The following is a 21,864-nucleotide window of genomic DNA, read 5'->3' as shown; positions in this document are numbered from 1 at the left end:
ACGGCTCGATGGGACGCGACGGGGCTCGACGGTCTCGACGGGGCTCGATGGAGCCCGGACGTCAGCGGCACCCGAACGCCAGCGGCACCCGAACGCCATCGGAGCCCGAACGCCAGCGGCACCCGGACGTCAGCGGAGCCCGAACAGCCGTTGCCCGTTGTCGTGACACACCGCGCGCAGCCAGTCGTCCCCCAGCTCCAGCCGCTCCAGTGCCCGGAGCTGGTGGAGATAGGGATACGGGATGTTGGGGAAATCGGTGCCGAGCAGGACACGGTCTCCGAGGCCGGCCAGCCGGCGCAGCGCCCGCCGGGGGAACGGGGCGAGCCGCTCGCTGAAGTCGGTGAACGCCATGGTCGTGTCCAGCCGCACTTCCCCGTACCGCTCGGCGAGGTCCAGGAAGTCCTCGTACTCGGGCATGCCGAGGTGCGCGATCACCAGCCGCAGCCGGGGGTGGCGGGCCAGCACGCGGGCGATCGGCTCGGGCCCGGTGTGCTTGCCGGGCGCCGGCCCGGAACCGCAGTGGATCACCACTGGGACCCCCGCCTCGGCCAGCAGCCCCCAGGCCGGGTCCAGCAGCGCGTCGGCGGGGTCGTACGCCCCCACCTGCACATGCGCCTTGAAGACCCGCGCCCCTTCCTCGACCGCCTCGCGCACGTACGCGTCGACGCCCGGCTCCGGGAAGAGGGTGGACGTGTGCAGGCAGTCGGGCGTCCGCCGGGCGAACTCGACCGCCCAGCCGTTCAGCCACCGGGCCATGCCGGGCTTGTGCGGGTAGAGCATCGCCGTGAACGCCCGCACCCCGAAGTCACGCAGCAGCGCGACCCGTTCGTCCTCCTCCCGCCGGTAGGTGATCGGCCACTCGACGCCGCCGGTCAGCGGCCCGAGCGCGTCGAAGTACGCCCAGACCTTCCGCAGCACGCGCTCGGGCATGAAGTGCGTGTGCACGTCGACCAGCCCGGGGAGCCCCAGCCGCGCCACGAACCCCCGCACTGCGGCGACTTCTCCGCCGTCGGCATCGGCACCCGGAACGCCCGCTGACCGGCCAGGACCCATACGGTGATCGCACATGTCCCCACGATGAGCCCCGAGCCCGGCCCCCGTCCACGCCCCGTCCGGGACATGTCCACGACCTGTCCGCGGCTTGTCCAGCGACCGTCCGCGCCCTGGTCAGAACAGACCGTCCTGCACCCCCGTCCCCGCCCCCGCCCCGGGCGCCGCGCGCAACTCCCGGACCGGCACGGAGAGCGGCCCGCCCGTCGCGGGCACCAGCTCCCACCCGGTCATGAGCCGCGTGTCGAGTACGACGACACCCTGTCCCGTCGCCAGATGCAGATCGGGCCCGGCAGCCGCCACCAGCTCACCGCCGACCACCCCACCGGCGACCAGCTCCACCACCTCGGTGACAACACTCCCGGATCCCTCTCCGAGCCGGTCGAGCCCGAAGACCCGGACGTGGTCCACGGGCTGGAACGGCTCCGGCGCGAGCGACTCGGGCCATCCCCCCAGCGACCTCGCCCGCGCGTGCAGCTCCGCGATCTCGGCCGCCCGCTCCGCCTCCGTCACCGGCAGCGCGAACCGCACCGCCCGCTTCTCTGCGTAGGGAATCCGGTCCGGCACACCGAGCGCGGCCCGCAGCAGCTCCTCGGTGCGCCGGGTGGCCATCAGCGGCCCGCTGCCCAGCAGCTGAAGCAGATCGCCCCCTGCTCCAGCAGCCGGTCCGGCCCCCGCTCCAGTGCGGTGATCCCGACCTTGACGAGCCCCGGCCCGAACCACGCCAGATAGACGCGGTACGGCCGCGGATCGCCGGCGATCGTGTCGGCGGCCACGGAGTGCGCCCGGTCCAGCCGCGCGCACTCCTCGCACCGCGCCCGCGTACTCCGCCCCGGCACGACCGCCCGGAGCGGACACGCATGTCCGCGCGCCCCCACACACGTCCGTGCACCCCCCTCCACGACCCCGAAGGCCACCCGCTTCCCCCAGGCCTGCGCACTGCGCCGCCCGCCGTCCCAGACCAGCACGGGACCGCCGGCCGACCACCGCAGCCCCACGCACTTCCACGCCTGTGCCATCGCTGCCGAGAGTAGGCCCAGCCACTGACAACGCCCCGGACGCGCAGAGTGCCGGTACGGTACGCAAGGGCCCGAAGCCGCAAGCTCGTATGGCGACTTCGGGCCCTCCTGACGCCTGACGCCTGACGCCTGACAAGTGACGCCTCTCACGACTGCAGCACGTACACCGGCACCCCGCCCTCGGTGACCCCGGCCTGCCGCATACAGCCCCGCTTCAGCAGCATCCGCACACAGCGTCGGCGACCTGCTCGGGCATGAGATACGCGGTACCGCCGCTCTGCGCGGGTTGCACGGGGGCGGGGTCGAGGGAGTAGGAGCCCTCCTGCTGGACGGTGACGACCACCTCCGTGACCCAGTCCTTGAAGGGCTCGCACTCCGGCTTGGTGCAGCCGTTGACGAGCGCTACAAGACCGCGCAGTTTCACCATGCGCTTCGACTTCTTGAGCCCATGGCCTGCGACTTTGCGCGAAGCGTCTACTCCATAGACGCTTCGTGCAAGATCCTCCAGGGACTGCTGGCAGCTTTCTGCAACATGCCACAGGAGTGCTTGCCGGGTGTTCGCGTAGCCGAGTTCCCCGGCGAGATCCGCCGCCGGAAACCAGTGCTCCCCATCGGGCAGCCTCAGGCACCGGTGAAGGCAACACCCGTTCAGCGCAAGCAGGTTCACTCGAAAGGCGACAGAAGGATCGTTCCTGTCGAGCCCGAGGAAGGCGGCCGTTCCGCACAACGCGCGCCGCTCAGTGCCCCCGCCCCGCGCCGCCCACACGCCACTCGCGCCCCATCGCCCGCAGCAGCGCGGGATACACACCCAGGTACCGGAACGGCTTGATGGCGGCCATGTACACGGCACCGAGCAGTCCGTTCGCCAGATCGTCGGGCCCACCCGGCGTGGGCAGCGCCCACACGTCCTCGACCCGGAAATCCCCGGCGACCTCGTGCACCCGCCAGGGCCTTCCGGTGTGCGCGGTCACGGGCAGCCTCATCACCGTGCCCCCATCCATACGGTGGCGTATGGAGTCAGCGCAGCCTTCCATACGGTGGCGTACAGTGCCCGCCGCGACGACGGCCGCACGGCCCGACAGGAACCGCACAAACGCGAGAGGCCCCGGATCACCCCGGGGCCTCTCATCCATGTGCACTCGGCAGGATTCGAACCTGCAACCTTCTGATCCGTAGGATCGGGCAGGTCGCAGGGCGGAGGCTTCGCCTTCCTCCCGGCTGATCGCTGATAGTCGTGACCAACGGCCTCCGTGTGCCGTCGTTGCCGTCACGGTTGCCGTCAGCCCGCTCCCGCTGGCCGTCGGCCTCCCCCAGCATCAGGAGCGTACGCGTCGCCCTCACTCCCCTACGCTGGCCACTGCATCGACGCCATGCTGGGTTTGACGCCGTCGGCTGTAGCCCTGTGAGCCTCGTCCTGCTCGCTTCCTTCGGCTCCTCTCCACCGTTCAAGCGAGAGAGTCAGCAGACAAGCACAGGGGTAGTGGTACAGACGACAGGAGGGGTTCCTTGGAGACTTTCGACCTAAGCAGGCTGACTGACTTCGATTTTGAAGCGGTCTGCAAAGACCTATTCGAAGAGGAGTTGGGCGTATCTCTAGAGATATTCTCAGCAGGGCCAGATGGAGGAGTCGACCTTCGACACTTCGGCAGTCGCGAAAATGAAGTGGTCATCCAGTGCAAGCACTGGCATAGATCCCCTAGAGCCAAGCTCATTGATTACGTACGGAAGTCAGAAGCGCAGAAGGTGCAGCGCCTGCAGCCGCGCCGATACATGTTGGCCACCTCGGTCGATCTCACTAGGGACGCGAAGGACAAGCTTTTTCAAGCTCTGAAACCGTACGCCAGAACACCTGGAGACATCTACGGTAGACACGAGCTAGACGCTCTGCTACGCAAGCATGAGCATGTCGTTCGCAGACATTTGAGGCTATGGCTAACCAGCGCAACCGTCCTTAGCGCCCTCCTGTCAAAGCGTCTCGTGACTCGATCCCAAGCATTGGCGCGAGAAATTGATGACACTCTGCGCAAGTACTCAGTCAACCCTAGCTGCTCGCGCGCATTAGCTATTCTGGAACAGCGCAAGGTGTGCATCATTGCCGGAATTCCAGGGATCGGAAAGACTACTCTCAGCCACGTCCTTTGTGCACATTATCTAGCTCGCGACTACGAGTTGATTGAAATCTCGGAAGACGTCGATGAAGCGAATGAGCTGTGGGACGACGCCAAGCGCCAAGTCTTCTACTATGATGACTTCCTGGGGCGAACCTCGCTGGACGAGAAGCTAGGGAAAAACGAGGATGGCCGCCTACTCTCACTAATGCAGAGGACAGCCAATTCCCCCAATAAGAGGTTTATCCTCACCACACGAGAGTACATCCTAGTCCGAGCAAGGCAACGGTACGAGCGGCTCGACCAACACCCGTTCAGTATGCAGACTTGCATCATAGACCTCGGCGACTATTCCTGGAAATCGCGAGCAGAGATTCTTTACAACCACGTTTATGCGTCGCAGCTGCCCGATAGCGTGAAGGCGGATTTCGCCAACCCCGTCACGTATCGCCGGATTCTGAGGCACAGGAATTTCACTCCACGCATCATTGCCTCTACGCTGGCAGAAGCGCACTACTTGTCAGACGAGCCAGGGGCAGCTGCAAGCGAGATTCTGGCGAACTTGGAAGATCCCAGCAGGTTGTGGGGTCACATCGTCAACAACCAGCTAAACGATCTCGACATGCTGGCTCTGAAGGTCGTATTTCTGTACCTAGGGAGTACCCCACTCAACACTTTCGAAGGGTTGTGGCGCGATTACGGCCACCGGGTGCGCGACCTTCGCAAATCTCTCGCCGTCCTCGACGGCACGATGCTGCGCAGCTTCGAGAAGATGGAAACTTTGTTCGACAGGGAAGGTAATATACACATAGAGTTTCACAATCCATCCGTCCGGGACTATCTGATGAATTATTTTTCATCCAATGTTGATGAGCTAGAATCCCTCTTTGAGCTCGTGCGTTATTTCGAGCAGCTAGAGACGCTTTGGATTGGCCTTCCGGTGCGCGGCGGAGGACCCCTGCTTTCCCAGTATCGAGAGCTCTTGAGTCAGCTAGAGGAGGCAGCCACCGTAGCCACCCAGGCTGCACCGATGCCGCGCAATGAGAGTGTCACCAGAGTAAGTGGCCCAGCTCGACGTGCCTTCTTTCTTCTCGAGATGGCAGAACTGCTCGATTCCGACATCATGCGCAACCTTGCGTTTGGCGAGATCGAAAAGCACCTTACTGGAACCGTATCGCCCCATCGAGATGACCTCTCGATCCTGCTGCAATTTTTGAGCGATGACGAGACGCCGGAAGCTCAACGGGCCCTCGCCAAAGTCGTCGAATTCGAGCTAGAGCGCCTATTCGATGGATTGCACAACTGGATCGACATTGACCACGCTGGTGAGCTGATAGAAATGCTGGAAGCTGCATACCCTGGTCTTGAGATTCAGGATGCCCGAGGAAGACTTTCATTGACACGGCGTGAATACGCTGAAGATGCGCTCGAAGACTGGGGAGAAAACGGACCAGAATCAATCTACTCCGAATCTGAAATTAGAGACATAGTCGCCTTCTATTCGTCCAGCAACACGCCGCCTGGCGGATACGAAAAAGCACTTGCCCGCCTCGATGAATATGATTGGGAGCAGCCTCCTGACCCAGCGCCTTCCTTGTTTGATGACTATCCAGAGCACGCTCGGCGGGCCGAATGGAAAGTTGCCGATGAGGTGGCAACCATGATGCAGACACTTGGCGATAGGGCGGATGTCAGAGAACAGCACCCCACTGGTGACATCTGAACCATGGCACTGTGGCCACGGCACGTTCCCATCGGTCACTCGTTCGACCCGCCTGTGCTCCGGCGCACACTGGGTACATCGGTTACTGGCCTCTCGCGAGGGCGACATCCAAAGCAGTCTGCCGGTAGTACGCCCAAAAGCTCGACTCGCTCCTCGGTGCAGACTGGCCACAGGCGAGGCTCCCGCGCAACGCAGCCTGACCATGCATTTCGTCACCTTGACGCGAATCTTGCACTTAGTCCCATCATGGTCTGCGATGCTGGGTGAACCGCGTGAGAGGGGCCGCAGGTATGGAGTGGAAGACCCACGGTGAGCGACAGGTCTACAGCAACCCTTGGGTGAATCTGTGTTTGGTCGACGTCCAGCAACCTGACGGACGCAGGTGGGAGTACCACGTCGTCCGCCTCCGGCATCTGGCCGTTGCCGCCGTGGTCAACGACCGCCAAGAGGTCCTGATGATGTGGCGACACCGCTTCATCACGGACTCCTGGGCCTGGGAACTGCCCATGGGCTTGGTCGAGGACGGCGAGACCCCGGAGGAAGCTGCCGCCCGTGAAGTCCTGGAAGAGACCGGCTGGCGTCCCGGCCCCATCAAACCTCTGATCTATGCCGAGCCGGCCAACGGGATCACCGACTCGCAGCACCACGTCTTCCGCGTCGACGGCGCCATCTACGCCGGCCCTCCCACGGAGAAGAACGAGTCCGACCGCATCGAGTGGATCCCCCTCTCAGAGGTGCGCGGGATGATAGACCGCCGCGAGATCGTGAGTAGCGGCTCACTCGTGGGTCTGCTCTACCTGCTCATGGATGAAGCGATCCGCTGACCGGCGGGAGGAGTTCCCGTAGCCGCGCTTCGAAGGCAAGGGCTACGGGCTCCTGCCTATGTGGGGCCAACTGGTCGTAGAACTCCCTGAGGTGCCCTGACACACGCTCGGAGGCCACCGCCGACGCGGGCTCCAGGGCTTGCGTGGCGGTGTGGCACGCCTGGTCAAGCTTGCCCTGGTCCAGCTGCGTACGGGCCAGCCAGAACGAGTGGAACGCGCGGCCTCGCTGATTCGTGTGGTGCTCCCGCCGCAGCGCGTCGGCGATCAAGGGTTCGGCTTCGCCACCGTGCTGGTCGTCCCGTCGCCAGTAGTCCTCGATGGAGGAGCGGAACGCTTCAAGCGTCGCCGCGCTGAGCTTCGTCCCCGTGGCCAGCGCCAGGATGCTGTCGACATCGGGGCCCGGGAGGGATGCGGGCAACTGCTGCTCGGGCTCCGGCAGTGTCGGCGCCTCTCGCTCGGCGACGGTGAGAGCCTGCGGTGTCTCCCACGGCCTGCGGGCAAGCCCGAGCATGTGTCCGGGGATGCGCAAGCCGTCCGAGATCCGCTCGATGACGTCCATGTGCTGCAACTGGCGTCGCCCTGCGATCACCTCACCGACGCGGCTAGGAGTCAGGTCGCACCGTCGGGCAATCATCGACGGATAGATACCGGCCCTGATCTTCACCAGGCGGAAGACTCTGGCGAAGTCCCGCATCCGGCACGCATCGATCATCTCGGGATCGGTGAGCAGCCTGGCAGGCAGTTCCTGCGGCCGGTCGGCGTCAGGCATCGAGTGGCTCCCACTGCGAGTGGCTACACAACGTCGCTGGGTCTCTACTTCCCGCGATGTTACCCAAGTTGGGTAATCAGCCTGACCTTTTGGCAGCGGTCCCCCGATCGCGATGCTCCTGTGCATGGCGAGCAACCAGCAGACCAGACCAGGCATCGGTGAACTGGCGAAAGACACCGCCAGGGGACGCATCGGCGTCGTCATGGGTGAGGTTGGCGGCCGTGTCCAGATAAGGCCGATCAACGGCGGCAGGGAGTGGGACGCCATGCCGGGCAACGTCGTGCAGCCGAGTGCGCGGGAAGAGCTGAGCGCGCTCCTAGCCATCAGGAACGGCAACAGCCGGGACCGGCTGTGATGCGCGCCATCGGCCGGTACGCGGGAGTCCTGTTCATCATCGCGATCAGTGGGTCGTGCGGCCTGGTGATCGGGATGGCCCTCGCCATCGGCCACTAGACCGGTCGCCCCGGACGGATGCCTGTTCCCCAGGCTCCCCCAACGCCGTCCGGGGCGGCCTCCAAGCCCGTCTTCTGGTCGTCAACGTCGATATCGGCGACCGATGCGGGCGGCAAGTGCCATGCACCGCCACACACAAGGAGTAGTCGCATGACGGCAACAGCGAACGATCAGAGGACCGGGCGCGCGGTGGCTGGTGAGGAGCTGTTCGAAGGCCTCACGCACTTCGTGGTCGTCCACAACGGGCAGTCGCGGGAGCGGGCCAAGCGGATCGCGGACCAGGCGGTGGCCTTCGTGGTCACGGCTTCCACGGCCACCGTGCCCATGGTCCCGTCGGACGACGTGGACCTCGGCCTGCACGCGCTCATCCTGCACACGAAGGAGTACGCGGCCCTGTGCGATCAGTACGCGGGCCGCTTCCTGCACCACAACCCGGCGCCGGGCGGTGGAGCTCGTGACCCGGAGAAGGTCGCCGCCTCGGCGCGAGCCATGAAGGCTGCCGGGTTCTTGGTCTTCGATGACCTGTGGACCGTGGACGGCGAGAATCTCGCCCAGTGCGATGCGGACTGTGGCCGACCGTACGGGCAGGCGTAGCACACGACAGCAGCGGCGCGGCCGGCCTCGACTCGTGGTCGGCCGCGCTCGCCGGAAGGAGACGTGACGTTGTCCGGGTCATCCCCTGAGCTTCCGATCGTGGTGCTCGACGCGTTGATGCCAACGGCTCAGCGCTTGGTGGCGGATCGCCGGGGTTCCATGGTGTGGGAGGTCGAAAGCCGCCGGGGTCACTACGCCGTGAAACTCGGCTACCCGATCGAGGCCACGGCCGACTGGCCCGCCCAGCACTGGACCGCGCTGGCGCCCGCCCGTGAGGGAACTGTGCTACATCGCTTGGGTCTCGATGACTTCGCGTACGGCGAGTGGGAGCACGGGACGTGGAACTTCCAGCCGTGGCACGAAGGGCCGGACCTGTACCGGCTGTGGGAGCCCTGTCGCCGACGAGACTCGCCCTTCGAACCGCACACAAGCGTCGCGCTCGGTTGCGTCGAAGCTCTGGCAGAACTCCACGCCAAGGGCTGGGCCCACGGTGACGTGCAACCCGCACATTTCATCATCGGGCCCGATCGGACCCATCTGATCGATCTCGCCCTGGCTCGCGGCGGGCATGTGCCTGAGGGGTACGACTTCCCGTTCCGCGGCTGCCTCGTTCACTACGAGGCACCGGAGATCGCGCGTAGCGTCCTCGCGACAGGAGAAGCTGAGCCGACGCAGGAAGCCGACATCTACGCGCTTGGCGCTTCCCTGCTCATCTCCGCCACTGGCTGGCGAGCGGTTGAATACCCGGACGACGCTCCTCGATTCATCCAGAGAGACGCCGTGGCAAGCGGCAAGCGCCGGTCCGTGAAGGCGCCCGGACCACTCGGTGAGTTGATCGACGCCATGCTCAGCCATGCGCCGGAAGACCGGCCGACCATCTACGAGGTGGGCAAAGCCCTGAGCTGACTCCCAATAGCGAAGACCGGACCACCCCTCAGCCTGGACAGCATGCCGGGTGGTCCGGTCGCGGAAGCCCTGATCAGGACCCCGGTGCCGATGGTACCGGGGTGGTCGGCGTGCCCAAATGCGGGTGCGGCTGCAACTCCCGTACCCCAATGCGAAGTTAGGGAGGGTCCCTGTTCCAGCTCGGTCCGCCGCATCCCAGTTCTGCCCTGCACCACCGAAAGTCAGCCACGGCGGCGGGCTCGCCGAACGAGCCCCGTCACGTGTGTCTCCAGCAACCACCCGCCGGCCTCAGCCACGCTTCTTCCATTCGTCATGGCCCTCGCCCCAGTCCCGGCCTGGGCGTTGTCGACGTGAGTGCCTGGCACATGGGCGCGCCTGCGGCTGTGAAGCCCAGAGGCTGCGAAGCACGGACTGTTCGGGCGGCAGGGCCTCACGTGGTCGGTGTCGGCCTGATCCTGGTGCTCGGACTGGTCGGGTTGCTTCCTGGTCTGGCCGTCCGCCTTGGCGTTGCTGCGCGCTGAGCGGGTGGGGGCCGCCGGAGCGGGGCGGAGACAGGAGCGGCGGCGGCCCATGGCCGCCAGCGCGCGCGGCCCGCCATAGGCGGGCCAGCTCAAGGCCGACTCCCACAATTGCGTGCCGGTCGCCACCAGCAAGATGACCATCGGCGAGTACCTGACGTACTGGCTGGTGAACGTCGCCAAGGGCAAGGTGCGCAGGACGACGTACGTCAACTACGAATCGCTCGTCCGCAACTACGTGACACCCGAGTTCGGCAGGAAGAAGCTGGTCCGGCTCACCGCCCGCGACATCCGTGCCTTCCTGGCCAAGACGGCGGCCACCTGCCAGTGCTGCGCACAGGGCAAGGACAAGAAGCGACCCGAGCACAAGCAGCGCTGCTGCGCCCTCGGCAAATGCTGCAAGAAGCTCCCCTCTGATCGGACCGTCCGCTTCCTGCTCGTGATCCTGCGGGCCGCCCTCCAGCACGCCGTACGTGAGGACGAGTTGCCCCGAAACGTGGCCCGGAACGTGGAGCTGAGCATGGGAACGAAGCGCGAGATCGAACCGCTCACCGCCAAGGAAGGGCGTCAGCTCCTGGCGGCGGCCCGTGACAACCGGCTGTGGGCCCTCTACGAGCTGGCCGTCCGCGTCGGCCTCCGGCGAGGTGAGCTGCTGGGGCTGCGATGGTCGGACGTGGCTCTTCACGACGGTGTCCTCACCGTCCGGCAGGCCCTACAGCGAGTCGGCGGCGAACTGCTGATCGTCACGCCGAAGACTCAGCGCTCGGCCCGCCGCGTGGCCCTGCCGAGCGAGTGCGTGACCGCGTTGCGTGCTCAGCGGGCTCAGCAGACCGGCGACCGGAAAGCCGCGGGCGCGAACTGGAAGGGGACGGGCCACGGCCTCGTCTTCACCACGAAGAACGGAACCCCGATCGAGCCGCGCAACCTGAACCGCTCCTTCGAAGCACTGTGCGCCCGTGCCGGGGTCCGCAAGGTCCGGTTCCACGACCTGCGCCACACCTGCGCGTCCCTGCTCCACGAACAGGGCGCCGACGCTCGGATGATCATGGAAGTCCTGGGCCACAGCTCCATCCGCGTGACCATGGACATCTACACCTTCGTACGCCTCGACTCGCAGCGCTCCGCCTTCGACCGCGTCGGGGACGCACTGAGGGGTGACGGCAACGAGCCGGACGATGACGACGGCGCCGCCAGTGTCCCCGTAGCCCTCTGATCGGCTCGCGATACGGTTGCCGTCAGACACTGCCGTCAAGGCAAAAGCCAGAGGCCCTGTGGATCACTCCACAGGGCCTCTGACGTGCTGTGCACTCGGCAGGATTCGAACCTGCAACCTTCTGATCCGTAGTCAGATGCTCTATCCGTTAAGCTACGAGTGCTTGTCTTCTTCAGTTTTCCGCCGCTCCCGGCCCTTCCGGCCCGCTCGCGGCGACAGGAAGAACATTACATGACTGCCGCCGTCATGTGAAATCCGTTAGCCACACCCCTTGTGACCTGCACAAACACCCTGTAGGCCGGGCCGGTGAGCGCAGAACAGCGAAGCCCCGGCCGAGTGGGCCGGGGCTTCGCTGATCTTGTGCGGAGGCGGAGGGATTTGAACCCTCGATGGGCTTTAAGACCCAAACCGCATTAGCAGTGCGGCGCCATAGACCGGACTAGGCGACGCCTCCAGACGACACAACCTCTCGCGGGCGAGCGCGAGCGTTGCGTGCCGATGATGACACAGTCGAGCGTGCTGTCACCAATCGCCCCCCACGGTACTAGGCAGGCAGGCCGCAGAGCAAAGGCCTTACGGCCCGCTCGCATGCCGCAACGTCCGGTGGGCTGCCGCGTTAGTCAGGGCATGTTGCAGGTCACCCGCATCCTCGGCGCCACCGCCGTCTCCACCGCCGCCCTCGCCTCGCTGGCCGCGGCACCCCCGGCCGTGGCCACCCCCTCCTCCGCCCACGTCCCCGCCGCCGGTCACGCCGCCGGCGACGCCATCGGGACCCTCATGCCGCCCCCGGCCCGCGACGACGACCGCCTGACCGTCACCGTCGAGGGTGCCGGGCAGGGCGTGGACGGCACGTACGAGCTGCGCTGCCGGCCCAGCGGCGGCAGCCACCCCGACCCGGACGGCGCATGCGCCGCGGTCGACCGGAGCACGCGGGCCGGACAGGACGTCTTCGCGCCCGTCCCGGTGGGCACCGTCTGCACCATGCAGTACGGCGGTCCGGCCACCGCCCGCGTCACCGGCACCTGGGCCGGGCGCCCCGTCGACGCGACGTACGACCGCCGTGACGGCTGCGAGATCGCCCGCTGGGACCGCCTCGTACCGCTGCTGCCCGACCCGCGGTCCGCGTCCGGAGCCGTGTGACGGACGGAAACCGGGGCAGGGCGGGCGTCGTGAAGGTTCGGCGAAGGTCCCGGGGCGGAAGTGGACTCGGGCACGCGTTCTACGCCACCTCCCCGTGCGACCTCCGCCCCATCCGGCACCCCGGGCCGTGCCCCAGCGCTTAGACTCCCTCGCGTGACACGCCGCGGGCCGGTTGGCAAGATGGCCCAGGCGGTCGGCAAGGTGCGGTAACAGGGAGGAAGGCGTCTCGTGAGCAGCAGGCCATCCCGAGGCGCTGCTCGCCTCGCAGCCATACTGGACGCCCTGCCCGACGCGTTGGTCCTGGTCAACGCCAACGGCACCGTCGTCAACGCGAACACCATCGCGCTCGAGGCCTTCGAGGCCCCGGGCACCGCGCTCGTCGGGCGCGGGCTGCTGGACCTGCTGCCGGAGTTCGACTCCCGGCTCATCCCCGGGTCCATGCGGCGGCCGGACCACATCGACCCGCGGGCCCGCACCAAGCCGACCCGGATGGTCGCGCGGCGCACGGACGGCTCCGAGTTCCCCGTCGAGGTCACCAGCGCCAACCTGGAGACCGGCCAGCAGGCCTACGACAACTACGGCTACACCGCCGACGAGCTGCTGATGCTCGTCGTCCGCGACCTGTCCGGCACCGTGGACACCGAGGCCGAGCTGGCCCGTTCGCAGCGCCAGACCGAGATGATCCTGCGCGCCGCCGCCGAGGGCGTGGTGGGCACCGACACCGACGGGCGGATCGTCCTCGTCAACCCGGCCGCCGCCCAGATACTGGGCTACCGGGCCGGCGAACTCGGCGGGCGCGAGCTGCACACCCTCGTACTGCACTCCCGGGCCGACGGCTCCCCCTTCCCGTACGACGAGTCCCCGCTCGCCGACACCCTGCGCTCCGGGCGCAAGCACCGGGTGCGCGGGCAGGTGCTGTACGCCAAGAGCGGCGAGAAGGTGCCGGTCGATCTGACCACCGCGCCCGTCCGCGACGGCGACCAGCTCGTCGGCGCCGTGCTGACCTTCACCGACCGGCGGCCCTACGACGCGGTCGTGAAGGAGAAGGAGGACGCGGCGCAGCGGCACGCCGAGGAGCTGGAGCGGCTCGCCGAGGAACACGCCTCCGCACTCACCGCGCTGCGCCAGCAGCACGTCACCGAGCTGGAAGAGCTGCGCGAGAAGCACGCGGAGGAGCTGGCCGCGAACGAGGAGCGCTACGCCGCCCTCGGGGAGCGTGAGAAGGACCGTTTCGAGGCGCTCGCCGGCCGGCACGAGCAGCTGCTCACCCTCCTCGGCGCCTCGCTGCGCGGGCCGCTGGAGGAGCTGCGCCGCGAGCTGAGCGCGCTCGCCGCCGACGACGCCGGGCAGCTGTGGCCCGAGGCCAACCAGGTGCTCCACCATCTGTCGGCCGGTTACTCGCGGATCACCACGCTCATCGACAACGTCCTCGGGTACCAGCGGCTCGACGCCGAGGGCGGGGGCATCACCCGTACGAAGGTGATGCTCGACGCCGTCGTCGCCTCCGGGGTCGACGGGGCCGTCGAGCTGGTCGGGCCGGGGCGGGTGCAGTTCGCCGTGCACGCACCGCCCATCGAGGCCGAGGTCGACCCGCGGCTGCTGGCGACCGCGCTCGCGCACCTCGTCGCCGATGTGGCGGGTGTCGACGCGACCGGCAACGCGCCCGTCTCGGCGGGCGGTTACATGGACAACACGGTCGTGGTGGCGGCGGCGCAGCGCGGTGAGGTCGTCCGGATCGAGGTGCGCGGGCCGTACGCCGGAGGGGACCCGGTGCACGAGCCGATCGTGCGCGGGATCGTCCGGGCGCACGGTGGTGTGCTGCAGACCCACGACGTCCCGGGGATGAGCGGGAACGCGTACGTCCTCGAGGTCCCGCTCGGTGGCGGTGCGGGCGCCGTCGCCGCCGTCGCGCCCGACGCCGAGGGGGCGGCGAACGAGGACGCGCCGGACGGCGGCGCCGAGGCCGGGTCCGCCGAGCAGGGCTCGGGCGGCGGCGGACGGCGCCGGGCCCGGCGGGCGTCGGTCGACGCGTTCCTGGAGAGCGAGGTCGCGGGCGGGTCCGGCGATGCCGAGGCGCAGGCCCCGGCCGCGCCGACCGGGCGGCGCAGGCGCCGTGCGGCCCAGGCACCGGTTCCGGTACCGGCCCAGGCACAGCCGCCGGGTGAGGCGTCCGGCGGTACCGGGCGCCGGCGCGGACAGCCGGCCGAGGTCGCGGCCGCCGGTGCGGCCGAGGGCGCCGGTGTGGCGGAGGGTGCCGTCGTGACCGCCGCCGAGCACGCGGCCGGTGCCGCGGCCTCCGGCACCGGGCTGGGCGGGACCGTTCCCCCGCAGGGCGTACCGGCGTCCGCGCAGGGCGTGCCCCAGCCCACCGGGCGGCGTGCCCGGCGTGCCGCCGGGGAACAGCACGCGCTGCCGCCGGCGCTGCCCGCGCAGGCCGGCGGGGCGGCGGACGAGGCGCCCCAGCCGACCGGACGCCGACGCCGTGCCCTGGCCTCCGCCAACGAGCGTGCGGCCGCGCAGGAGGCGGCCCCCCGTCAGGTCTTCGCCCTGCCGCCCGCCGACGCCGACCGGCCGTCGGACGAGGCGCAGGCGCACCCGGACGCGCCTCAGGGGCAGGTGCCGGTGCCCGGCCCCGCTGCCTCGGGTGACGCGCTGATCGAGGACGGCGGCCGGCACGACGCCGTACCGCACGACCAGTCCGGTGACCACACCCCGCCGCAGCCGCACCCCGTGAGTGCGCCGACGGGCCGCCGGCGCCGTGCCGCCGCCCCGCCGGCGCAGACCGACCCCGCGGCCCGGACGGCCCAGGCGGCTCACCCGGCTCACCCGGCTCACTCGGCCCAGTCAGCTCAAGCGGCTCAGGTGGCCCACCACGTTACGGCGACCACCGGCCAGGGCATCCCCGCGCAGGCGACGCAGGCACAAGCAACCCCGGCACAAGCAACCCCGGCCCAGGCAACCCCGGCTCAACCGGCACCGGGTCGATCCGCACCGGCTCAAGGCATGTCGGCTCAGCCCGGACCGGCTCAGCCCCGACCGCCCCAGGCGCCGGACCCGGCCCGCGCGGCCGACGCCGAGCAGGCGGTGCACGTCCCGGCGGGTGCCGTACCGCCGCAGACCGCAGCCGCTCCCGCACCCGGGGCCCCGGCCCCCGCGCCGAACGCCACCGCACCCTCGCCGAACGCCCCGGCCCCCGCGCCGAACGCCGCCGAGGCACAGCCGCTGTCCCACCCGCAACCGCAGACCGCACAACAGCAGGCACAGGCCGCCCACCCGCAACCGCAGACCGCACAGCAGCAGGCACAGGCCGCCCACCCGCACCCGCAGGCCGCGCCGCCGCACGCGCGACCCACGGCTCCGCACCCGCAGACCACGGCTCCGCAGCCGCAGGCAGCCACCACTGCTCCCCACCCGCAGGCACAGGCGCAAGCCGCCCCGCCGCAGCCGCAGACCGCCCAGCCCCCGCAGGGCGCGGCGGAGCAGGTGCCCGCCCCGCAGCAGTGGCCGACGGCGGCCGGCAGTGACACACCGGGCGCCGGTACGCCCGTACCGCCCGAGGGTGCCGCGACCGGCCGGACGCCCGCCGGGCAGACCCGGCCGGACGGCGCTCCCCCCCAGACCCCGCCGAACGGCACCGCCGCCCCCGTGCCCCCGCCCGGCCCGGAGACCCCGGGCCGCGGCACCCCGCTGCCGCCGGAGAACGCCCCCAGGGCCGCGCAGCCGTTGCCCGCGGAGGCCGGGGCCGCGCCGGTGGACCCCAACTCGACGCAGGGCCGGTCGATCAGCGTGCGGACGCTGGGGCAGGGCGTGCCGTTCACCCGGCAGGCGACGCAGGTGCAGCAGCCGTCGGCCACGCCCGCCCCGCAGCACCCGGGCGGCTCCGGTCGCCGCCGCAAGCTGGGCACCCCGCCGGACCCGGCGGCCGGGCGCCCGGAGCAGGCGGCCCCTGCGCAGTCGCCGACCGAGCAGCCGCAGACGCCGCCTCCGGCACAGTCGCAGCCGCACACTCCGCCCCCGGCCCAGCCGCAGCCGCACTCCGCGCCGACCCCGCCCGGCCAGTCCCGGCTGGCGCCCGCCACGCAGGGCGCCGGACGGTCGTACGCCATAGGCGCACCGGACGAGAACGCCGCCGAGGGCCCCGAGCCGCTGGACGGTCCGGGCGGCGCCGTGGAGGTGGCGGACACCCCGCGTTCGCAGCCGATGGACGACGAGCTGCCGCCGGAGCCGCTGGACAACCCGCGCCGGCTGCTGGTCTGGCCCGCCCCGGACGTGTCCACGCAGCAGGCGCTGAGCGACCGCGGCTACCGGCCCGTCATCGTGCACTCGCGCGAAGAGGTCGACGCGCAGATCGCCGCGTTCCCGGCCGCGCTGTTCGTGGACCCGCTGACCGGGCCCATCACGCGTACGGCGCTGCAGTCGCTGCGTCAGGCGGCGGTGGCGGCCGAGGTGCCGGTGCTGGTGACGGCCGGCCTCGGGCAGGCCTCGCGGGACGCGGCGTACGGCGCCGATCCCGCCGTCCTGCTGAAGGCCCTGGCGCCGCGCGACAGTGAGCAGCACCCGCCGCGCGTGCTGCTGATCGAGGAGCACGCGGAGATCGCGCTGGCGCTGACCGGGACGCTGGAGCGGCGCGGGATGCAGGTGGCGCGGGCCGCGAGCGACGCGGACGCGGTGGCTCTGGCGGGGCAGTTCCGGCCGAACCTGGTCGTGATGGACCTGATGCAGGTGCACCGGCGGCAGGCCGGGGGCGCCGGGATCCTCGACTGGCTGCGCGCGAACGGGCAGCTCAACCGCACCCCGCTCGTCGTGTACACCGCCGCGGTCGACCAGGCCGACCTGCCGCGGCTGGCCTCGGGCGAGACCGTGCTGTTCCTGGCGGAGCGGTCCACGAGCGCCGAGGTCCAGGCCCGGATCGTCGATCTGCTCGCCCGGATCGGGACCAACTAGGCCGTACGAAGCTGTACTGGGCCGTACGAAGCTGTACTGAGCCGTACGGAGCTGTGTGCTGAGCCATGCTGGGCCATGACCGGAGCCAAGCGTTCAGGGCCCGCCCCGGCGGGGGCAGGCCCTGAGGGCGAGGGACGAAGCCCGGGTCAGAGCTGGGTCACGTCCAGCTCGCCCGCCGCGTACTGCCTGCGCAGCACCTTCTTGTCGAACTTGCCGACGCTGGTCTTCGGCACCGCCTCGATGATCGTCCAGCGCTCGGGGAGCTGCCACTTGGCGATCTTGCCCTCGTCGGCGAGGAAGGAGCGCAGCGACTCGAAGCCGGCGGTGGCGCCCTCGCGCAGGACCACGGTGGCCAGCGGGCGCTCTCCCCACTTGTCGTCGGGGACGGCGACGACGGCGGCCTCGGCGACGTCCGGGTGGGACATCAGCGCGTTCTCCAGCTCCACCGAGGAGATCCACTCGCCGCCGGACTTGATGACGTCCTTGGCACGGTCGGTGAGGGTGAGGAAGCCGTCGGGGGAGATGGTGCCGACGTCGCCGGTCTTCAGCCAGCCGTCCTCGCTGAACTTGTCGGCGGGGCGCAGCGGCTCGGCGTCGGGGCCGTTGTAGTAGGCGCCGGCGATCCACGGGCCGCGGACCTCCAGCTCGCCGGCGGACTCGCCGTCCCAGGGCAGGCGCTCGCCGCCGGGGCCGGTGAGCCGGGCCTCGACACCGGCCGGGAAGCGGCCCTGGGTGAGCCGGTAGCCGAACTCCTCCTCGGTGCCGACGGCGTGGGCCGGCGGGCGGGCGATCGTGCCCAGCGGCGAGGTCTCCGTCATGCCCCAGGCGTGGCAGACCCGCATCCCCAGCTTGTCGAACGCCTCCATCAGCGACGGCGGGCAGGCGGAGCCGCCGATGGTGACCTGGGTGAGGGCGGAGACGTCGCGGGGCCTGGCGGTCAGCTCGGCGAGCAGGCCCTGCCAGATGGTGGGGACGGCGGCGGCGTGGCTCGGCTTCTCGCTCTCGATCATCTCGGCGAGCGGGCCGGGCTGGAGGAAGCGGTCCGGCATCAGCATGTTCACGCCGGTCATGAAGGTGGCGTGCGGCAGGCCCCAGGCGTTGACGTGGAACTGCGGGACCACGACCAGGGAGGTGTCCTCGTCGGTCAGACCCATCGACTGGGCCATGTTGACCTGCATGGAGTGCAGGTAGATCGAGCGGTGGCTGTAGACGACGCCCTTGGGGTCGCCGGTGGTGCCGGAGGTGTAGCACATGGCGGCGGCCCGGCGCTCGTCCAGCTCCGGCCAGTCGTACGTGGTCGGCTTCCCGGCGATCAGGTCCTCGTACTCGTGCACCCGGACGGTGGCGCCGTCCAGCAGGGAGCGGTCGCCGGGGCCGGTGACGACGACGTGCTCGACCGGCTTCAGGTGCGGCAGCAGCGGGGCGAGCAGGGGGAGCAGCGAACCGTTGACGACCACGACCCGGTCGGCCGCGTGGTTGACGATCCACGCCAGCTGCTCGGGCGGGAGGCGGAGGTTGAGGGTGTGCAGGACCGCGCCCATGGAGGGGATCGCGAAGTACGCCTCGACGTGTTCCGCGTTGTTCCAGGCGAGCGTGGCCACCCGGTCGTCGCCGGCAACGCCGAGATCCTCGCGCAGGGCGTGCGCGAGCTGGGCCGCGCGGGCGCCGATCTCGGCGTAGGAGCGGCGGTGCGGCTCGCCCTCCCCGGTCCAGGTGGTCACCTGGGAGGTGCCGTGGATCGTCGACCCGTGGGTCAGGATCCTGGAGATCAGCAGCGGTACGTCCTGCATGGTGCTCAGCACGGCGTCCTCCTGGGCGACATTGCCTACGCGGCGGTAAGGGTTGCGCCGATTCTGCGCACATACCGCTCGGTATGTCACTAGGAGGGCCGATGATCGATCAGCCGACAGGGGGCGACATGAGAGCTCAGGATCGAACAAACCCCAGCTCAGGGTCCTCGCGCAGCTTGCCGAGGGCTCTGGAGACGGCCGACTTCACCGTGCCCACCGACACTCCGAGCACGTCGGCCGTCTGCACCTCGCTGAGATCCTCGTAGTACCGGAGGACCACCATCGCCCGTTGCCGGGCGGGCAGCCGCATGATCGCCCGCCACATGGCGTCCCGCAGCGCCTGCCGCTCCGCGGGGTCGCCGGCGCCCGGCACGGGTTCCGGCTCGGGCAGCTCCTCGCAGGCGAACTCGTCGACCTTGCGCTTGCGCCACTGCGACGTCCGCGTGTTCAGCAGCGCCCGGCGCACATAGCCGTCGAGCGCGCGGTGGTCCTCGATGCGCTCCCAGGCGACGTACGTCTTGGTGAGTGCGGTCTGCAGAAGGTCCTCCGCGTCGCTCGGGTTCGCGGTCAGCGACCGGGCGGTACGCAGCAGCACCGGCTGGCGGGCCCGTACGTACGAGGCGAAGGACGGATACGGGACGGTCTGCGTCGCCACCGGTGTGGCGGCGTCCGAAGCGCTGGTGCAGACGGGTGTGGTCATGGCTCAACGCTAGAAGCGAGAGGGCGGTGCCGGATCGGCCGCAGGTCCCGAAGCGGAGTCCGCCTCAGGTTGTAGGGGTGGGGCCGGCTGCACCTCCTGTAGGTGGACCGGGGTGGAGGGCGAGTGGGGGTTCGACCCTGAGGTCCCCGGCTGTTCCCGGGCCGTTCCCCGGCCGTACCCGGGCCGTTCCCCGGCCGTACCCGGGCCGTACCCAGGCCGCACCCGGGCCGCACCCGGGCTCCGCACCCGGGCGGTGAAACGCCTGTGCGGCGGCGCCGCCGAAGCAGCACCGCCGCACAGACGTCGTACGACCCCATGAAGCACACCCACAGGAGTTGAGGGACCGGTACCGGCAACCCCTTACCGTCACCGGCCCCTCAGCTCACCACCACAGCGGGGTGAAGTTGACGGCGACGTTCTCGTTGCCCTGGTTGATGGCCGTGAAGGCGGAACCGTCGACCTGCGCGGTGTTGCTCTGGTTCGAGGCGCCCGAGCCGACCGCCTGCTGCTGCGTGGTGGACGAGTTGCCGTTGTTGTCGCCGCCGACGCCACTGCCGATGATGCCGGCGGACGCCTCGGAGGCGGTCGCGCTCGATCCGTTGTCCGCGAAGGCACCGTTGTCCGCGGTGGCCACTCCGGTGAACAGGGCGGCGGCGAGCGGGAGGGCGGAGACGGCGGCGATGACGCGGGCGGTACGGATGCTTGCCATGTTGTTCCTCCAGAAAGGTGCGCACCCGGCTTGCTGCCGACAGCGCGAGAAATACCTGAACCAGGCCTGTCACCAGGGCAGTTGGCCGTCCGCCTCGGTGTTGTGCACGACGTCGCGTGATCAGAGTTGCCCAACGAATCCCCGGCGAACCACCCCGGAAGCCCTGATTCGCCCTCAAGCGTGAGGACAAGTCGATAAACCCCTTTGGCTCCCTTGCCTCCCAGCTGTGGGCAGGCAGGACACCTACACCCCAAGCGTCACAAGAGGTGAAGCGTTCCGGCAGAACGTCCGCCCCTTCACCGCCCCCCGGCGTGTCGCGCGCGAACCCCTTCCCTTTTTCGAACGTACGTACGAACATGAAGGCATGGCCACCACCGACCGGCAGGCCACGACGCTGGCCCTCGCACACGCCCTGTCAGCCGCCGAACACGGGCTGGCCGTCATCCCTCTGTCCCGGACGAAGCTCCCGGCCCTGCCCTCACCCCACCGCGACGACCCCGGCCCCGCGCACTGCCACGGCGAGTGCGGCCGGTTCGGCCACGGCATCTACGACGCCTCGTCCGACCCCGCCCGCATCCGGGAACTGTTCGCCGCGGCGCCCTGGGCCACCGGCTACGGCATCGCCTGCGGGCTCCCCCCGCACCACCTGATCGGCGTCGACCTCGACACCAAGACGGAGACCGACTCCTCGGCCGCCCTGCGCGAACTGGCCCTGCGCCACCTGTTCACGATCCCGCCCACCGTGGTCGTCATCACCCCCAGCGGCGGCCGCCACCTGTGGCTGTCCGGCCCGCCCGACGTCGTCGTCCCCAACTCGGCCGGCCGGCTCGCCCCCGGCATCGACGTCCGCGGCGCCGGCGGCTACCTCGTCGGCCCCGGCTCCCGCACCCGGCACGGGACGTACACGACCGCGCCGGGCACCGCCCACCTGGCCCCCGCCCGCTGCCCACGCGCCCTGCTGCGGCTGCTCCTCCCGCCGCCGCCCCGCACGCACCACCCCACGCCCCCGTCTGCCGGCGGCCACGGCCAGGGGCTCGTCCAGTTCGTCCTCGCCGCCCACGAGGGCCAGCGCAACACCCGCCTGTTCTGGGCGGCCTGCCGCGCCTACGAGGACGGCATCGGCCCGGCCCTGGCGGACTCCCTGGTCGACGCGGCCCTCCACACCGGCCTGTCCGAACGCGAGGCCCGCGCGACCATCGCATCGGCGGCCCGCATGACGGGCCACGGCCCGTGAGCCCAGGGTCCGTGAGCCCATGACCCGTGAGCCCAGGGTCCGTGCGCCCAGGGCGCGCGACGCCACCGGCACCTGGCACCGGCGTGCCGGCACGAACTCCGCCCGACACCCACTGAGCCACCACGGTGGCCGGCGATGGAGGCGGCGATGGAGGCTGCCACCACCGACGT

Annotated in this window: 16 protein-coding genes, 2 tRNA genes and 1 pseudogene; 9 read left to right on the top strand and 10 right to left on the bottom strand. The window is 69.8% G+C overall.

Translation table 11 applies throughout. The features are described from left to right. Positions 1-129: 129 nt before the first annotated feature. From ACLGIH_RS17260 to ACLGIH_RS17245, 4 genes and pseudogenes are all read right to left on the bottom strand, one after another. The gene (locus ACLGIH_RS17260; protein ID WP_416529403.1) at positions 130-1,053 is read right to left on the bottom strand and encodes an amidohydrolase family protein; all 924 of its coding nucleotides are present in this window, start codon (positions 1,051-1,053) and stop codon (positions 130-132) included. Positions 1,054-1,167: 114 nt separating this feature from the next. Further along, positions 1,168-2,069 (bottom strand): annotated as a pseudogene (locus tag ACLGIH_RS17255) (DUF2797 domain-containing protein). A gap of 214 nt (positions 2,070-2,283) precedes the next feature. After that, positions 2,284-2,736: a BRO-N domain-containing protein gene (locus ACLGIH_RS17250; protein WP_416526141.1), complete on the bottom strand. Its 453-nt coding sequence runs from the start codon at positions 2,734-2,736 to the stop codon at positions 2,284-2,286. A 70-nt stretch (positions 2,737-2,806) separates the two neighbouring features. Continuing rightward, entirely contained in the window at positions 2,807-3,052 is a 246-nt protein-coding gene (locus tag ACLGIH_RS17245; protein WP_416526140.1) for a hypothetical protein, read from the bottom strand. 523 nt (positions 3,053-3,575) lie between these two features. On the opposite strand from ACLGIH_RS17245, the gene ACLGIH_RS17240 reads away from it, so the two are divergent. Continuing rightward, positions 3,576-5,900: an nSTAND3 domain-containing NTPase gene (locus tag ACLGIH_RS17240; protein ID WP_416526139.1), complete on the top strand. Its 2,325-nt coding sequence runs from the start codon at positions 3,576-3,578 to the stop codon at positions 5,898-5,900. A gap of 290 nt (positions 5,901-6,190) precedes the next feature. After that, complete coding sequence (locus tag ACLGIH_RS17235) at positions 6,191-6,724, top strand: NUDIX hydrolase (RefSeq protein WP_416526138.1); 534 nt, start codon at positions 6,191-6,193, stop codon at positions 6,722-6,724. On the opposite strand, the gene ACLGIH_RS17230 is transcribed toward ACLGIH_RS17235, so the two are convergent. After that, positions 6,702-7,493 carry an NsdA family TPR-like regulatory protein gene (locus ACLGIH_RS17230; protein WP_416526137.1) on the bottom strand — a complete coding sequence of 264 codons (792 nt, stop codon included), beginning with the start codon at positions 7,491-7,493 and terminating at the stop codon, positions 6,702-6,704. The two genes, ACLGIH_RS17235 and ACLGIH_RS17230, sit on opposite strands and share 23 nt — an antisense overlap. A 112-nt stretch (positions 7,494-7,605) precedes the next feature. On the opposite strand from ACLGIH_RS17230, the gene ACLGIH_RS17225 reads away from it, so the two are divergent. The 4 genes from ACLGIH_RS17225 (at position 7,606) to ACLGIH_RS17210 (ending at position 11,177) form a co-directional block, all read left to right on the top strand. Further along, entirely contained in the window at positions 7,606-7,848 is a 243-nt protein-coding gene (locus ACLGIH_RS17225) for a hypothetical protein (protein ID WP_416526136.1), read from the top strand. Positions 7,849-8,096: 248 nt separating this feature from the next. Continuing rightward, positions 8,097-8,540: a glycine-rich domain-containing protein gene (locus tag ACLGIH_RS17220; RefSeq protein ID WP_416526135.1), complete on the top strand. Its 444-nt coding sequence runs from the start codon at positions 8,097-8,099 to the stop codon at positions 8,538-8,540. A 69-nt stretch (positions 8,541-8,609) separates the two neighbouring features. Next, positions 8,610-9,446 (top strand): protein kinase family protein, encoded by an 837-nt coding sequence (locus tag ACLGIH_RS17215; protein WP_416529402.1) that lies wholly within the window; start codon positions 8,610-8,612, stop codon positions 9,444-9,446. Positions 9,447-10,079: 633 nt separating this feature from the next. Further along, entirely contained in the window at positions 10,080-11,177 is a 1,098-nt protein-coding gene (locus ACLGIH_RS17210) for a tyrosine-type recombinase/integrase (protein WP_416526134.1), read from the top strand. A gap of 90 nt (positions 11,178-11,267) precedes the next feature. Here ACLGIH_RS17210 and ACLGIH_RS17205 read toward each other — a convergent pair. Together ACLGIH_RS17205 and ACLGIH_RS17200 are read right to left on the bottom strand one after the other, a co-directional pair. Then, positions 11,268-11,340: transfer RNA gene (locus ACLGIH_RS17205), tRNA-Arg, on the bottom strand. A gap of 200 nt (positions 11,341-11,540) precedes the next feature. Then, a tRNA-Ser gene (locus ACLGIH_RS17200) sits at positions 11,541-11,631 on the bottom strand. Between the two features lie 173 nt (positions 11,632-11,804). Between ACLGIH_RS17200 and ACLGIH_RS17195 the strand changes: the two genes are divergently transcribed. Further along, positions 11,805-12,317 carry an SSI family serine proteinase inhibitor gene (locus tag ACLGIH_RS17195; protein WP_416526133.1) on the top strand — a complete coding sequence of 171 codons (513 nt, stop codon included), beginning with the start codon at positions 11,805-11,807 and terminating at the stop codon, positions 12,315-12,317. Positions 12,318-12,545: 228 nt separating this feature from the next. After that, a complete protein-coding gene (locus tag ACLGIH_RS17190) occupies positions 12,546-17,261 on the top strand; it encodes a PAS domain-containing protein (RefSeq protein WP_416526132.1) in 4,716 nt (1,571 codons plus the stop codon). A gap of 146 nt (positions 17,262-17,407) precedes the next feature. On the opposite strand, the gene ACLGIH_RS17185 is transcribed toward ACLGIH_RS17190, so the two are convergent. The 3 genes from ACLGIH_RS17185 to ACLGIH_RS17175 form a co-directional block, all read right to left on the bottom strand. Next, positions 17,408-19,063 carry a long-chain fatty acid--CoA ligase gene (locus ACLGIH_RS17185; protein ID WP_416526131.1) on the bottom strand — a complete coding sequence of 552 codons (1,656 nt, stop codon included), beginning with the start codon at positions 19,061-19,063 and terminating at the stop codon, positions 17,408-17,410. 124 nt (positions 19,064-19,187) lie between these two features. Further along, complete coding sequence (locus ACLGIH_RS17180) at positions 19,188-19,751, bottom strand: SigE family RNA polymerase sigma factor (protein ID WP_416526130.1); 564 nt, start codon at positions 19,749-19,751, stop codon at positions 19,188-19,190. Between the two features lie 382 nt (positions 19,752-20,133). Then, positions 20,134-20,460, bottom strand: coding sequence for a hypothetical protein (locus tag ACLGIH_RS17175; protein ID WP_416526129.1), 327 nt, complete (start codon positions 20,458-20,460; stop codon positions 20,134-20,136). Between the two features lie 364 nt (positions 20,461-20,824). Here ACLGIH_RS17175 and ACLGIH_RS17170 point away from each other — a divergent pair, with 364 nt between their 5' ends. Continuing rightward, positions 20,825-21,694 (top strand): bifunctional DNA primase/polymerase, encoded by an 870-nt coding sequence (locus ACLGIH_RS17170; protein WP_416526128.1) that lies wholly within the window; start codon positions 20,825-20,827, stop codon positions 21,692-21,694. Positions 21,695-21,864 lie beyond the last annotated feature (170 nt).

It is taken from the genome of Streptomyces hamibioticus (assembly GCF_047946815.1).
Classification (GTDB): domain Bacteria; phylum Actinomycetota; class Actinomycetes; order Streptomycetales; family Streptomycetaceae; genus Streptomyces.
Note: the sequence above shows the minus strand (reverse complement) of the source record. Positions and strands in the feature narration are given on the sequence as shown.

Excerpts from the sequence above, each read along its gene's own strand:
- ACLGIH_RS17245 (WP_416526140.1), bottom strand. The coding sequence starts at position 3,052 with ATGAGGCTGCCCGTGACCGCGCACACCGGAAGGCCCTGGCGGGTGCAC.
- ACLGIH_RS17260 (WP_416529403.1), bottom strand. The coding sequence starts at position 1,053 with ATGGGTCCTGGCCGGTCAGCGGGCGTTCCGGGTGCCGATGCCGACGGC.
- ACLGIH_RS17180 (WP_416526130.1), bottom strand. The coding sequence starts at position 19,751 with ATGACCACACCCGTCTGCACCAGCGCTTCGGACGCCGCCACACCGGTG.
- ACLGIH_RS17195 (WP_416526133.1), top strand. The coding sequence starts at position 11,805 with ATGTTGCAGGTCACCCGCATCCTCGGCGCCACCGCCGTCTCCACCGCC.
- ACLGIH_RS17220 (WP_416526135.1), top strand. The coding sequence starts at position 8,097 with ATGACGGCAACAGCGAACGATCAGAGGACCGGGCGCGCGGTGGCTGGT.
- ACLGIH_RS17230 (WP_416526137.1), bottom strand. The coding sequence starts at position 7,493 with ATGCCTGACGCCGACCGGCCGCAGGAACTGCCTGCCAGGCTGCTCACC.
- ACLGIH_RS17175 (WP_416526129.1), bottom strand. The coding sequence starts at position 20,460 with ATGGCAAGCATCCGTACCGCCCGCGTCATCGCCGCCGTCTCCGCCCTC.
- ACLGIH_RS17170 (WP_416526128.1), top strand. The coding sequence starts at position 20,825 with ATGGCCACCACCGACCGGCAGGCCACGACGCTGGCCCTCGCACACGCC.
- ACLGIH_RS17225 (WP_416526136.1), top strand. The coding sequence starts at position 7,606 with ATGCTCCTGTGCATGGCGAGCAACCAGCAGACCAGACCAGGCATCGGT.
- ACLGIH_RS17235 (WP_416526138.1), top strand. The coding sequence starts at position 6,191 with ATGGAGTGGAAGACCCACGGTGAGCGACAGGTCTACAGCAACCCTTGG.